General features: G+C 70.5%; 11 protein-coding genes and 1 pseudogene. 7 read left to right on the forward strand and 5 right to left on the reverse strand.

The features are described from left to right. Positions 1-2: 2 nt before the first annotated feature. From AERO9AM_RS08555 to AERO9AM_RS08565, 3 genes and pseudogenes are all read right to left on the reverse strand, one after another. Positions 3-680, reverse strand: a pseudogene (locus AERO9AM_RS08555) (biotin/lipoyl-containing protein); the annotation flags it as partial. 97 nt (positions 681-777) lie between these two features. After that, a complete protein-coding gene (lpdA, locus tag AERO9AM_RS08560) occupies positions 778-2,151 on the reverse strand; it encodes a dihydrolipoyl dehydrogenase (protein WP_159575760.1) in 1,374 nt (457 codons plus the stop codon). Then, positions 2,148-3,626: a leucyl aminopeptidase gene (locus AERO9AM_RS08565; RefSeq protein WP_159575761.1), complete on the reverse strand. Its 1,479-nt coding sequence runs from the start codon at positions 3,624-3,626 to the stop codon at positions 2,148-2,150. The genes lpdA and AERO9AM_RS08565 overlap by 4 nt, the downstream gene beginning before the upstream one ends. Before the next feature lie 110 nt (positions 3,627-3,736). On the opposite strand from AERO9AM_RS08565, the gene AERO9AM_RS08570 reads away from it, so the two are divergent. The 3 genes from AERO9AM_RS08570 (at position 3,737) to AERO9AM_RS08580 (ending at position 6,835) form a co-directional block, all read left to right on the forward strand. After that, entirely contained in the window at positions 3,737-4,669 is a 933-nt protein-coding gene (locus AERO9AM_RS08570) for a proteasome assembly chaperone family protein (RefSeq protein ID WP_159575762.1), read from the forward strand. Between the two features lie 175 nt (positions 4,670-4,844). Then, positions 4,845-6,134: an RNA polymerase sigma factor gene (locus AERO9AM_RS08575; protein WP_159577449.1), complete on the forward strand. Its 1,290-nt coding sequence runs from the start codon at positions 4,845-4,847 to the stop codon at positions 6,132-6,134. Further along, complete coding sequence (locus AERO9AM_RS08580) at positions 6,131-6,835, forward strand: coenzyme F420-0:L-glutamate ligase (RefSeq protein ID WP_159575763.1); 705 nt, start codon at positions 6,131-6,133, stop codon at positions 6,833-6,835. The genes AERO9AM_RS08575 and AERO9AM_RS08580 overlap by 4 nt, the downstream gene beginning before the upstream one ends. A 64-nt stretch (positions 6,836-6,899) precedes the next feature. Here AERO9AM_RS08580 and AERO9AM_RS08585 read toward each other — a convergent pair whose 3' ends face one another. Next, the gene (locus tag AERO9AM_RS08585) at positions 6,900-7,922 is read right to left on the reverse strand and encodes a sugar-transfer associated ATP-grasp domain-containing protein (RefSeq protein ID WP_159575764.1); all 1,023 of its coding nucleotides are present in this window, start codon (positions 7,920-7,922) and stop codon (positions 6,900-6,902) included. 111 nt (positions 7,923-8,033) lie between these two features. On the opposite strand from AERO9AM_RS08585, the gene AERO9AM_RS08590 reads away from it, so the two are divergent. Both AERO9AM_RS08590 and AERO9AM_RS08595 read left to right on the forward strand, forming a co-directional pair. Continuing rightward, positions 8,034-8,756, forward strand: coding sequence for an alanine racemase C-terminal domain-containing protein (locus AERO9AM_RS08590; protein WP_236602545.1), 723 nt, complete (start codon positions 8,034-8,036; stop codon positions 8,754-8,756). Beyond that, positions 8,744-9,793 carry an alanine racemase gene (locus AERO9AM_RS08595; RefSeq protein WP_159575765.1) on the forward strand — a complete coding sequence of 350 codons (1,050 nt, stop codon included), beginning with the start codon at positions 8,744-8,746 and terminating at the stop codon, positions 9,791-9,793. The genes AERO9AM_RS08590 and AERO9AM_RS08595 overlap by 13 nt, the downstream gene beginning before the upstream one ends. Positions 9,794-9,937: 144 nt before the next feature. Here AERO9AM_RS08595 and AERO9AM_RS08600 read toward each other — a convergent pair whose 3' ends face one another. After that, on the reverse strand, positions 9,938-10,150 hold the full coding sequence (locus AERO9AM_RS08600; protein WP_159575766.1) for a DUF7455 domain-containing protein: 213 nt from the start codon (positions 10,148-10,150) through the stop codon (positions 9,938-9,940). Between the two features lie 183 nt (positions 10,151-10,333). On the opposite strand from AERO9AM_RS08600, the gene AERO9AM_RS08605 reads away from it, so the two are divergent. Further along, on the forward strand, positions 10,334-12,412 hold the full coding sequence (locus tag AERO9AM_RS08605) for a DNA gyrase/topoisomerase IV subunit B (RefSeq protein ID WP_159575767.1): 2,079 nt from the start codon (positions 10,334-10,336) through the stop codon (positions 12,410-12,412). Then, positions 12,412-12,888 (forward strand): GNAT family N-acetyltransferase, encoded by a 477-nt coding sequence (locus AERO9AM_RS08610; protein WP_236602546.1) that lies wholly within the window; start codon positions 12,412-12,414, stop codon positions 12,886-12,888. The genes AERO9AM_RS08605 and AERO9AM_RS08610 overlap by 1 nt, the downstream gene beginning before the upstream one ends. Positions 12,889-12,891: the final 3 nt, after the last annotated feature.

Here is a 12,891-nt window from a genome sequence, read left to right on the forward strand (position 1 = left end):
GCAGCGGCGGGAGCCTCAGTCGCAGGAGCCGGGGCCTCGGGCGCGGCCGGGGCGGCAGCGGGTGCGCCGCTGCCGATGCGCGCGAGCACGGCGCCGACCGCGATCGTGTCGTCCTCCGCGGCGAGGATCTCCTGCAGGGTGCCTGCGACGGGCGACGGGATCTCGGTGTCCACCTTGTCGGTGGAGATTTCCAGCAGCGGCTCATCGACCGCGACCTCGTCACCGACCTGCTTCAGCCAGCGGGTGACCGTGCCCTCGGTGACGCTCTCGCCCAGTTCGGGGAGGCGCACATCAGTCGCGTCGGAGGACGCCGCAGCGGGGGCGGCCTGCGGTGCCGGCTGCTCGGCGGCGGGAGCCGCGGCAGCGGGTGCCTCCGCCGCAGGTGCCTCGGCGGCCGGTGCTGCAGCCTCCTCCGCGGGGGCGGACGGGGCGGACGCGCCCGAGCCGTCGCCGATGCGGGCGAGGATCGCGCCGATCTCGACCGTGTCGTCCTCGGCGACGAGGATCTCCTCGACCACGCCGCTGACCGGCGAGGGGATCTCGGTGTCGACCTTGTCGGTCGAGATCTCGAGCAGGCCCTCGTCGGCCTGGACGGTGTCGCCGACCTGCTTGAGCCAACGGGTCACAGTGCCCTCGGTGACGCTCTCGCCGAGGGCGGGAAGGACCACAGGTGTGCTCATGACGGAGTCTCCTTAGGGAAGTTCGTGATGGTGTTCAGCTTAGTGGGCAACCCGGTGTTCAGCCCAGTTTTGATTTCCACGATGCGCAAGAAAAGTTTCACATCGCATGAAGGGGCTTGCCGGACAACGCGAGGAAGGCCTCACCGAGGGCCTCGCTCTGCGTCGGGTGCGCATGGATCAGCGGCGCGATGTCCTCGGGATGCGCCTCCCAGCTCACCGCGAGCTGGCCCTCGGTGATGAGCTCGCCGACTCGGTCGCCGAGCAGATGCACGCCGAGGACCGGGCCGTCCTTGAGGCGGACGACCTTCACGAGCCCTCCGGTGCCGATGATCTCGCTCTTGCCGTTGCCCGCGAGGTTGTACTCGTAGGACACGACGCGATCGGCGCCGTGCTCTTCGATCGCCGCCGCTTCGGTGACGCCCACCGACGCCACCTCCGGGCTGCAGTACGTCACGCGGGGGACCTGGGCGTCCAGCACGACCGCCGGCGTGAGCCCGGCGATGCGCTCCGCGACGGCGATGCCCTGCAGGAATCCGCGGTGGGCGAGCTGCAGACCGGGGACGATGTCGCCCACGGCCCAGACATGCTCGACGTTCGTGCGCAGCTCTGGATCCGTCAGAACGAATCCGCGATCCAGCCGCACGCCCGCCTCTTCGAAACCGAGGCCCGCTGTCGCGGGGCCCCGGCCCACCGCCACCAGCAGGTAGTCGGCTTCGTAGGTGGTGCCGTTCTCGAGAGCGACGGTGACGCCGTCGGCGGTCTGGGAGGCGCTCGCGAACCGCACGCCGAGCGAGTACGCGATGCCGCGCCGGCGGAAGGCGCGCTCCAGCCCCTTGCTGAGGGCGATGTCCTCGTTCGGGGCGAGGTGGTCGAGCGCCTCCACGATGGTGACCTCGGCGCCGAAGGAGCGCCACACGCTCGCGAACTCGACGCCGATCACGCCGCCGCCGAGGATGACCACGCGCTGCGGCACTTCTTCGAGCGCGAGCGCCTGCTCGCTGGTGAGGATCCGTCCGCCGATCTCGAGCCCGGGCAGGCTGCGGCTGTAGGAGCCGGTCGCCAGGATCACGTCGGTGCCGGTGTAGACGTCGTCGCCGACAGCGATGGAGCGGTCGGGGCGCAGAGTCCCCTCGCCGGCGACCACGGTGATGCCGCGGGCCTTGATGAGACCCTCCAGGCCCTTGTACTTCTTCGCGACGATGCCCTCGCGGTACGCGCGGACACCCGACGGGTCGATGCCGTCGAAGGACGCGCCGACGCCGTACTTCGCGGCGTCGCGGACGTTCTCGGCGATCTCCGCGGAGTGCAGCAGAGCCTTGGTGGGGATGCAGCCGCGGTGCAGGCACGTGCCGCCGACCTTGTCCTTCTCGATCAGCGCGACGGACTTGCCGAGTTCTGCCGAGCGCAGGGCTGCCGCGTAGCCGCCGCTGCCGCCGCCGAGGATCACGACGTCGAAGCTGTGCGCGGTCATGCGCGGGCCTCCTTCGCGCGGCCTTCGGCGAAGGCGATCAGCGTGCGGACGATGGCGCCGGTCGCGCCCTTGTCGGTGAAGCCGTACGGCGCACCCTTGTGCTCGGACGATCCGGCGATGTCCAGATGCGCCCAGGGGATGCGCGGGGCGTCCTCGTCATCCGAGGTGCGCCCGACCATGCGTCGCAGGAAGAGACCGGCGAACAACGCGCCACCGGCCGTGTCGCCGATCTTGGCGTTCACGAGGTCGGCGATCGGCGATTTGAGCTCCTCCTCCATGTGGTCGGGGAGCGGCATCGGCCACGCGGCCTCGCCCGAGGTGGAGGCGGCGGCCAGCACCTCCTGCACGGTTTCGTCGTCGCCGAAGACGCCGGTATGGCGCATGCCGAGCGCGACGATGATCGCGCCCGTGAGAGTCGCCACGTCGAGGATCACGTCCGGATGCTCGCGGCTCGCAGCGACCAGGCCGTCCGCGAGCACCAGACGCCCCTCGGCGTCGGTGTTGAGCACCTCCACGGTCTGGCCGTCAGCGAAGCGCAGCACGTCACCCGGCCGGATCGCCGTGCCCGACGGCATGTTGTCGGCGATGCACAGCCACGCGCTGACCCGGATCGGCAGACCGAGCGTGGCGATCGCCTTGGTCGCAGCCAGGATGCTCGCGGCGCCGGCCATATCGGTCTTCATACCGACCATGCTGGCCGGAGGCTTGAGGGAGAGACCGCCGGTGTCGAAAGTGATGCCCTTGCCGACGAGGGCGATGTGCCCGACGGCGCCCGCGGGGGAGTAGTCGAGGTGGACGAGGCGCGGCGGCCGCGCGGATCCCTGCCCGACGCCGAGGATGCCGCCATATCCGCCGGCGGCGAGCGCGGCCTTGTCCAGCACCTCGACGGTGACGTCGAGGCCGTCGACGGCGTCGACGGCGCGCGCGGCGAGATCCGCGGGGCCCAGCCACTCGGCCGGCGTGGTCACCAGATCACGAGTGAGCGCGACGGCTTCCGCGAGGGCGGTCGCGTGCGCGGCCTCCTCCGCGGAGAGGTCTGCGTGCAGCACCACGGTGCCCGCGCGCTTCTGCTGCTCGCCGGAACGGTAGTCGTCGAAGCGGTAGCCGCCGAGCAGCGCCCCCTCGGCGGCGGCGATGGCGAAGCCCGCGACAGCATCGCTCAGCAGAACGGAGACCCGCTCGAACCCGGTCAGCGTGCGCAGCGCCGCACCGGCGGCCTCGCGGACGCTGTTCGCGTCAGGCGCGGGACCGGCGCTGACCACCGCGACCGGGACGTCTGCGATCTCGGCGGCGGGGATCCGCGCATACGCGCCCGCCTTGCCGGTGAAGCCCACCGCGGTCAGCGCCGCGTGCGTGGAGGAGAAGGGGGACAGGTCTTCCGGGGTGTCCGTGAGACCGGCGACGACGAGCACGACCGCATCTGCGTTCGCGTCCGCCGGAGCGCCTGTGGAGAGCTCGAGCGCAGGTGACGTCATGGCGTCCATCCTAGGTTCGGACCGTGCGGCCCGGAGCGGATGCGGTGCGCGCGTGTTCGCTCTCAGCGCTCTGCGGATCCGCGGCCCGGGGCGGCTCGTAGCATGGAGTCATGCCCCTATCCGGTGAGATCCACGAACGCGTCGCCCGGCCCGGCGGCGTGCCGTCCGGCCTGCCTCTGGTCATCCTGCTGACCGGCTTCACTGACGCGGGCTCCGCGGTGTCCGGTCTCATCGAGCACCTCGGCGAGACGACGGCTCCGGAGCCGGTGCTCGTCTTCGACAACGACGCGCTGCTGGACTACCGCGCACGGCGCCCGGTGCTGACCTTCGATCAGGATCACATCGCGGATCTGAAGCCGGCCCGCCTCGAGCTGTCGCTGGCGCATGACGCGCTCGGCCGCCCGTTCCTGCTGCTGGCGGGGTACGAGCCGGACTTCGCCTGGAACGCCTTCGCCGAGGTCGTGCTGGACTTCGCCGCGGAGTACGAGGTGTCCACCGTAACGTGGGTGCACGCGATCGCGATGCCGGTGCCGCACACGCGCCCGATCGGCGTGACGGTCAGCGGCAACCGGGCCGAGCTCATCGCCGCGCATTCGGTGTGGCGTCCGCGCACCCAGGTGCCCGGCACCGCCGGTCACCTCCTCGAGCACCGGTTCGTGCGCGCCGAGCGCAGCGTCGCGAGCTTCGTGCTTCTGGTGCCGCACTATCTCGCCGACACCGAGTACCCCGACGCGGTGCTGACGGCGGCGGAGAAGGTCATGGCGGCCACCGGGCTGGTGCTGCTCACCGACGACCTGCGGGAGAAGCGCGTCTCGTACCTGGAGCGGGTGGACGAGCAGGTGCGCGACAACGAGGAGCTCGGCCAGATGGTCAGCACGCTGGAGCACCGGTACGACGCGTACATGGCGGGCCTGGACTTCGAAGAGGACGGCCCCGCGGAGTTCGATGAGCGCTCTCTGCCCAGTGCCGATGAGCTCGCCGCCGAGCTGGAGCGATTCCTGGCGTCCCGCCCCGGGGACGAGGACAAGAACGGCCGGATCTGACCCGACCCCGGGAGGATCCCGAGAGGTTCGTCGTCGATCGCCGGATCCGGCCTCGTCCACGGCAGAGTGTGCGATACTTATCTGACGACCCGTTGTCAAGACCCTCCGCACCGTCGGGGACTTGACAAGGGTCTTACTAGTGCCCGAAAGGGCGCAGGCCGATCAAGCCGAAAGGCTGAATGAACACAGGGCGCCCGCGCAGCGCCCCGTTGAGAGGCGAGACGTGACGACTGCCACGAAGAAGAACACCCGTACGAAGACCGAGGCTGTCGAGCCCGAGGAGGTCACGGCTGCCGCCGACGACGCCGCGGAACAGGCTGCCGCGACCAAGGCGGCGGCGAAGAAGCCGGCCGCGAAGAAGTCCGCCAAGGCGAAGAAGGACGCCGTCGAGGAGGTCGCGCCCGAGGAGGCGCCCGTCGACCTGGTCGACGACGCAGACGACGAGGAGGGCGCGAAGCCCGCGTTCACCGAGCCGCTGCCCACCGGCGCGATCCGGATCAGCTCGACCGATGAGGACGACGTCCCCGTCTACTCGACCCAGATCACCGGCGCCACCGCCGACCCGGTCAAGGACTACCTGAAGCAGATCGGAAAGGTCGCGCTGCTGAACGCGGCGGAAGAGGTCGAGCTCGCGATGCGGATCGAGGCCGGTCTGTTCGCCGAGGAGAAGCTGTCGACCATGTCGGCCGCGGAGAAGGCCAGCCAGCTGGGCCTCGACCTGCAGTGGGTGGCCCGCGACGGCCAGCGCGCGAAGAGCCACCTGCTCGGCGCCAACCTGCGACTCGTGGTCTCCCTCGCCAAGCGCTATACCGGCCGCGGCATGCAGTTCCTGGACCTCATCCAGGAGGGCAACCTCGGTCTCATCCGCGCGGTGGAGAAGTTCGACTACACCAAGGGCTTCAAGTTCTCGACTTACGCGACGTGGTGGATCCGCCAGGCGATCACCCGCGCCATGGCGGACCAGGCCCGCACCATCCGCATCCCCGTGCACATGGTCGAGGTCATCAACAAGCTCGCCCGGGTGCAGCGCCAGATGCTGCAGGATCTGGGCCGCGAGCCCACGCCCGAGGAGCTGAGCCGCGAGCTCGACATGACCCCGGAGAAGGTCATCGAGGTGCAGAAGTACGGCCGCGAGCCGATCTCGCTGCACACCCCGCTCGGCGAGGACGGCGACAGCGAGTTCGGCGACCTCATCGAGGACACCGAGGCCGTGGTCCCCGCGGACGCGGTCGGCTTCACCATGCTGCAGCGCCAGCTCGAGCAGCTGCTCGACTCGCTGTCGGAGCGCGAGGCGGGCGTGATCCGCATGCGCTTCGGTCTCGGCGACGGCCAGCCCAAGACGCTGGACCAGATCGGCGACACGTTCGGCGTGACCCGTGAGCGGATCCGCCAGATCGAGTCGAAGACCATGGCGAAGCTGCGCCACCCGAGCCGCTCGCAGTCGCTGCGGGACTACCTCGAGTGAGCGCGGAGCCGAAGCCGAACGACGGCAAGAACCTCGACATCTCCGTCGAGGGCACGCGCTGGCTGCGGATCCCCATCCGCACCAAGGTCGTCATGCCGGGCGACGTGCTCGCAGACATCGTCTCCGAGTACGCCGCCGGCGAGGTGACGCAGGGCGACCTGCTCTTCATCACCGAGAAGATCGTCGGCATCACCCAGGGGCGCTCGTTCCTGCTCGAGGACATCCGGCCGCGCAAGCTGGCGCACTTCCTGTCGAAGTACGTCACCCGCACGCCGTACGGCATCGGTCTCGGCATGCCCGAGACGATGGAGATGGCGTTGCGCGAATGCGGCACCCCGCGGATCCTGCTCGCCGCCGCCGTGTCCGCCGTGACCAAGGCGTTCGGCCGCCGCGGCGACTTCTACCGGATCGCCGGGGAGAAGGCGCGCGCGATCGACGGGCCGACCGAGGGCACGATGCCCCCGTACGACCGTTCCGTCGTGCTGGGCCCCGCGCGCCCGCGCGAGGTCGCGCACGAGATGCAGCAGGTGCTCGGCGGTGTGTGCGATGTGGCCGTCGTCGACATCAACGACCTCGGCGGCAACATCCTCGGATCCACCCTCGACAAGGCGGCCGAGAAGCGCCTCGTCGCGATCCTGAAGGACAACCCGCTCGGTCAGGGCACCGAATCGACGCCGATGGGCATCATCCGGCCGGCCTGATCGCCGTGAGGCAGGAAAGAAAGCCGCCCCGTCACCGCGCGACGGGGCGGCCTTCTTCGTCCGTTCAGAACTTGATCGCGGCCTGATAGCGCGGCTTGTGACCGGTGCGGATGCCCGACACGCTGGGCTTGTTCTCGTAGACGCCGGCACCCCAGTTGCCCTCGACGAGCACGGGGCCGTCGGGGCCGACGACGATGTCCCAGCCGACGTACTGCACCTGCGGCACGACGCGCGCCACCTGGTCGACGAACGCCTTGACCTCGTCGATCATCGGCAGCTGGAAGTCCGCGATGCGGAAGCCGGAGTCGGGGTGCAGCTCGTGCACGTGGCCGTGCGAGTCGTAGCCGGCGCTGACGGCGTGGCCGTCGTCGTCGAGCATGGTGTAGAAGCCGCCGAACGACATCTGGTCGCTGACCTCGCCGCGGCCGAACTTCTGCGCCATCGCGAGGATGTGCGTCTTCTCGCCGTCGAAGAAGGCCGTCACCCGGGTGGTGTTGACGGTGCCCGGGCAGACCGCCGCGAGGTCGGGGTGCTGGCGGATGACCTCCTCCACGAGCAGGCGGCCCTGGCCGAGCAGCTCGGCGTGGAACGCGTCCCAGTCGGTGACGTCCGCCGCGTGGTAGCGGAACACGCCGGACCCTGCCTGGCCCATCGGGGTCTTCACGATGACCGTGCCCTGACGCTGCACGAAGTCGCGGAGCTCGTCGGCGTTGCCGGGCTTGACGACCATCCACTCGCGGCGCAGGAACTCGCTGAACTTCGTGTCGAACTCGATCTTGTCGTGGAAGAGGTGCCGGAAGTCGGGGTGGGCGTACCGCTCGGAGATCTGGTTCGAGACCGGATGCGTCATGTAGGTCGCGCGCTCGGCGCGGTTCAGGATCGCGAAGTCGTAGTCGATGTAGTCCTGGAAGCCGACGTTGTGCCGCCCCGCAGACCAGAGCATGTCGACCACGACGGCCGGGACGGCCTTGCCGTGCTGGGCCGAGGCCTCCTTGGCGCGCTCGATCACCGAACCGATGTTGATGCGGCGGGCGCGCTCGGCGAGGTAGCCGAGACGGGACTTGAGGCCGAGGCCGTTCGAGGGCATGCGTACTCCGGGTCGAGGATGGGGGACCGGTCCATTCTAGGCGGCGATGCTCCGAGAGCCCCGGGACGACGGTCGCCGGGCGACCGGGTGCGGCGCCGCTAGGCTGGGACAATGACCGCGCTGCCTTCTGCCCCCGAAACGCGGAGCGCGATGCTGCGAGCGCTGGTCTCGCGCTCGGCGCTCGCCTCCGGGGCGGCGAGGGCCGTCGCCGCCGCGGGCCCGGGTGTCGCCGATCTGCGTCGCGACGCATGGGGGCACGGCCTGGCGGAGACCGCCCGGATCGCCGCAGGCGCCGGTGCGCGCGCCATGCGCGTGGACGGGGCGGACCAGGTCGCGCTGCTCGCCGCGGAGGGCATCGCCGCGACCTACGAGGAACAGCCCGATCTGGATCCGCGGCTCCTCTACGGCCTGCCGGATGCCGAGGGCACGCTGCCGGGCGAGCCGGCCATGCGGGTCGTCGGACGCGTGCTCTCGACCAAGCCCATCGCCGCCGGATCGGGCGTGTCGTACGGCTACATCCACCGCGCCCCCGCGGACTCGCGGCTCGCGCTCGTCACCGGCGGCTACGCGCAGGGGATCGTACGGGCGCTGGGAAGCAGAGCGTCGGTGGAGATCGACGGCCTGGTGCACCCGATCGTCGGCCGCATCGCGATGGACGTGTGCGTGGCGGACATCGGCGAGGCTGAGGTGGAGCCGGGCGCGGAGGCCACCTACTTCGGCGGAACGGGGCCGCTCGCCGCGGGGCTCGCCGAGTGGGCGCGCGTCACCGGCATGACCGTGGGCGAACTGGTCGCGGTGGTCGGTCAGCGGACGGAGCGCGCATGGGTGGCGTGAGGGGCCCGGTGCTGCGTGCGGACGAGGCCGTGTTGCGGGCGAACATCGCCGCGGTGATCGCGCGGGTGACGCCGGCCGAGCTGATGATGGTCGTCAAGGACGACGGCTACGGCCTCGGCGCCGAGTGGGCGGCACGGATCGCGGTCGACGCGGGGGTCCGCTGGATCGGCAGCTACGACATCCCCACCGCGGTTCAGCTGCGCGCGGCGATCGGGACGGAACCCCGGCTGTTCGCCTGGGTGACCTCGACCGACGACGAGATCGCGGCGGCGCTGCACGCGCACGTCGATCTGGGCGTCGGCAGCCTGGACTACCTCGAGCGCGTGATCGTGCAGGCGGACGCCACCGGCTTCCGCGCGCGGGTCCACCTCAAGATCGACACGGGGCTGCACCGCAACGGCCTGATCGCCGCCGACTGGGAGGACGGCGTCCGCATCGCGCTCGATGCGCAGCACCGCGGGATCATCGACCTCGTCGGCGCCTGGAGCCACCTCGCGGAAGCCAGCGACGCGGAGGACGACGCGGCGCAGGCGCGCTTCCTGGCGGCTGTGGCGCGTGCCGAGGAGCTCGGCGCGGAGCTTCCTCATCAGCACCTGACGGCGTCGGCCGCCACCTGGGCGCGTCCGGAGCTGCGCGGCACGCTCGTGCGCGTGGGCGCATTCTGCTTCGGCGTGCGCTCCGCGGACGGCCCGGATCTTCCCGGCATCGCCCCCGCCGCAGAACTCGTCGCCGGAGTGCGACGCATCGACGGGGACGACGTCGTGGTGGGGGTCGGCTCGTTCGACGGCCTGCCCAGCACTCTCGCAGGCCGGATCCGGGTCGGCACTCCCGCCGGTGCGCGGCCGCTGCGGTCCATCGGCCCGGATGAGATCCGGGTCGCCGCGTGGGACCGCGCCGCCGTCGGCGACGAAGTCGTCGTGTTCGGGCGCGGCCGGTGCGGCGAGGAGACGCCCACGACGCTCGCGGAGGCGATCGGCACGGTCGGCGAGGAGATCCTCTGCCGGCTCACGCCCTCCGTGCGCCGCGAGTACCGCTGACGCCGCTCCCGACGCTGCGGCGGTCCGCTCTGCTCCCGGTGGCGGTGCATGCGGGACTGACGAAGAACGCCCGGTGTCGCAGGACACCGGGCGCTTCTGTCAGGGGGACGGTCGGCGGCTGCGCGCCGGCGACCGTCGGGGGCCTCAGGACTCGTTGAGGCGCGACGTCTCGTCGTGCCAGCTGGTCGCCACGGCCCGCAGCTTCTCCTCGTACTTGCGTCCGTGGTGGGCGCAGTAGAGGAGTTCGTGCCCGTTGACCTCTGCAGCGATGTAGGCCTGAGCTCCGCACGCGTCGCATCGGTCCATCGCCGTGAGGCGGGGGATGACGGTGGTATCCCGTTCGGTCGTCGCGTTCATCTCGATGCCTCCTTGGTGATTCGGGTGCCGCTGTGAGGTGTCCTCAATACAACCACGCAGACCTGGGAGTAATGCCCGTGAGGCGGCGTGTTTCGCTCGGAGCGTACGCGGCGGGCGGCAAGGCGGCCTCGGCCAGGAGTGTCGCCGGATCCGGGCGGCCTCCGCTCGATACGATGGGGGATTGTGACAGCCGAGTACTCCGCCCACCATCTCCAGGTCCTCGAGGGGCTCGAAGCGGTCCGCAAGCGTCCCGGGATGTACATCGGCTCGAACGGCTCGCCGGGCCTGATGCACTGCCTGTGGGAGATCATCGACAACGCCGTCGACGAGGCGGTGGCCGGCAACGGCAACAAGATCGACATCATCCTGCACGCCGACGGCAGCGTCGAGGTGCACGACCGCGGACGCGGCATCCCCGTGGACGTGGAACCCCGCACAGGGCTCACCGGTGTCGAGGTGGTCTTCACCAAGCTGCACGCGGGCGGGAAGTTCGGGGGCGGCTCGTACGCGGCCTCCGGCGGTCTGCACGGCGTCGGCGCCTCCGTCGTCAACGCGCTCTCCGAGCGGCTCGACGTGGAGGTCGACCGCGGCGGCAAGGTGTACGCGATGTCGTTCCACCGCGGAGAGCCCGGGCTGTTCGCCGACGACGGCGAGAAGCGCCCCGATGCGCCGTTCACCCCGTTCCAGGACAAGAGCGAGCTGCGCGTGGTCGGCAAGGCCGCCCGCGGCGCGACCGGTACGCGCATCCGCTACTGGGCCGACCGGCAGATCTTCACCAAGGATGCGACGTTCCAGCTCGCCGACCTCGAGACCCGGGCCCGGCAGACCGCGTTCCTCGTGCCCGGCCTCGAACTCGTCGTCCACGACGAGCGCACGGAGGAGAAGAACGAGACCTCGTACCACTACGAGGGCGGCATCTCCGAGTTCGTCGAGTACCTCGCGACCGACGCGCCGGTCACCGACACCTGGCGGGTGCAGGGCGAGGGCACGTTCAAGGAGACCGTCCCGGTGCTGCAGCCCGACGGGCACATGCTGGCCACCGAGGTGGAGCGCCTGTGCGCCGTCGACATCGCGCTGCGCTGGGGCACCGGCTACGACACGACCATCCGGTCGTTCGTGAACATCATCGCGACGCCCAAGGGCGGCACCCATCAGCAGGGCTTCGAGCAGGAGCTGCTCAAGGTGCTGCGCGCCCAGGTGGAGCAGAACGCACGACGCCTGAAGGTCGGCAACGACAAGCTCGAGAAGGACGACGTGCTCGCGGGCCTCACCGCGGTGCTCACCGTCAACGTGCCCGAACCTCAGTTCGAGGGGCAGACCAAGGAGGTCCTCGGCACCCCGGCGGTGCGGACGATCGTGGCCCAGGTGGTCCGCAAGGCGCTGGGCGAGCGGTTCTCGTCGACGAAGCGAGACGACAAGAACCAGGCGTCGATGTTGCTGGACAAGATCGTCGCCGAGATGAAGGCGCGCGTCTCGGCGCGGGCCCACAAGGAGACCCAGCGTCGCAAGAACGCGCTGGAGTCGTCGTCGCTGCCGGCGAAGCTCGTCGACTGCCGCTCCACGGACGTGTCGCAGACGGAGCTGTTCATCGTCGAGGGCGACTCCGCGCTCGGCACGGCGAAGCACGCCCGCACGAGCGAGTACCAGGCGCTGCTGCCGATCCGCGGCAAGATCCTGAACGTGCAGAAGGCCTCCGTCAGCGACATGCTCTCGAACGCCGAATGCGCCTCGATCATCCAGGTGATCGGCGCCGGATCCGGTCGTTCCTTCGATCTGTCCACGGCGCGCTACGGGAAGATCATCCTGATGAGCGACGCCGACGTCGACGGTGCGCACATCCGCACGCTGCTGCTCACGCTGTTCTACCGCTACATGCGCCCCCTGATCGAGGACGGCCGCGTGTTCGCCGCCGTCCCCCCGCTGCACCGCGTGATCGTGATCAACCCGGGATCCAAGCCGAACGAGACGATCTACACCTACAGCGAGGCGGAGCTGCACTCGCTGCTGGCGAAGCTGCGCAAGCAGAACAAGCGCTGGCACGAGCCGATCCAGCGCTACAAGGGTCTCGGCGAGATGGATGCGGAGCAGCTGGCGTCGACCACGATGGACCGGTCCGGCCGTCTGCTGCGCCGGGTGCGCATGGAGGACGCCGAGGCCGCGGGGCGCGTGTTCGAACTGCTCATGGGCAACGAGGTCGCGCCGCGTCGGGAGTTCATCATCGACTCCTCGGACCGGCTGGCTCGCGAGGCCATCGACGCCTGATGAAGGCGGTGTCGGACGACGTCTGGATGCGTGCCGCCGTGCCGGCGGACGTCGACCTCGTCGCCGCGCTCAAGGAGCGGGTGCTGCGGCAGGACCTCGAGCGGCTCGTCGGCTGGGATCCGGCGCGCTCCCGCGCGCGCGTCGTCGAGCACTTCTCTACGGCGCACACCCGCATGATCCTCGTCGACGGCGCGGTCGCGGGAACGATCACCCTGCGGCCGGACGAGGACGCGCTCTGGCTGGAGATGTTCTACCTCGATGCCGCCCACCAGGGCAGGGGCATCGGGACGGCCGTGCTCCGGACGGTGCTCGCCGAGACGCCGCCCGAGCGCGAGCTCAGGCTGCAGGTGCTCGCCGGATCCGCGGCGCAGCGGCTGTACGAGCGGCACGGGTTCGTCGCCGAGCACGAGGACGGCGTCGACGTGTGGATGCGCCGGGTCCCGGGCGGGTCGGAGCCGACGGGATCGGCGGCTTGACAG

This window comes from Microbacterium sp. 8M, assembly GCF_902506375.1.
In the GTDB taxonomy this organism is placed as follows: domain Bacteria; phylum Actinomycetota; class Actinomycetes; order Actinomycetales; family Microbacteriaceae; genus Microbacterium.

Bases quoted from the DNA above. Each gene is read 5' to 3' on its own strand.
- lpdA (WP_159575760.1), bottom strand. From the start codon at position 2,151: ATGACCGCGCACAGCTTCGACGTCGTGATCCTCGGCGGCGGCAGCGGC.
- AERO9AM_RS08565 (WP_159575761.1), bottom strand. From the start codon at position 3,626: ATGACGTCACCTGCGCTCGAGCTCTCCACAGGCGCTCCGGCGGACGCG.
- AERO9AM_RS08570 (WP_159575762.1), top strand. From the start codon at position 3,737: ATGCCCCTATCCGGTGAGATCCACGAACGCGTCGCCCGGCCCGGCGGC.
- AERO9AM_RS08585 (WP_159575764.1), bottom strand. From the start codon at position 7,922: ATGCCCTCGAACGGCCTCGGCCTCAAGTCCCGTCTCGGCTACCTCGCC.
- AERO9AM_RS08590 (WP_236602545.1), top strand. From the start codon at position 8,034: ATGACCGCGCTGCCTTCTGCCCCCGAAACGCGGAGCGCGATGCTGCGA.
- AERO9AM_RS08595 (WP_159575765.1), top strand. From the start codon at position 8,744: ATGGGTGGCGTGAGGGGCCCGGTGCTGCGTGCGGACGAGGCCGTGTTG.
- AERO9AM_RS08600 (WP_159575766.1), bottom strand. From the start codon at position 10,150: ATGAACGCGACGACCGAACGGGATACCACCGTCATCCCCCGCCTCACG.
- AERO9AM_RS08610 (WP_236602546.1), top strand. From the start codon at position 12,412: ATGAAGGCGGTGTCGGACGACGTCTGGATGCGTGCCGCCGTGCCGGCG.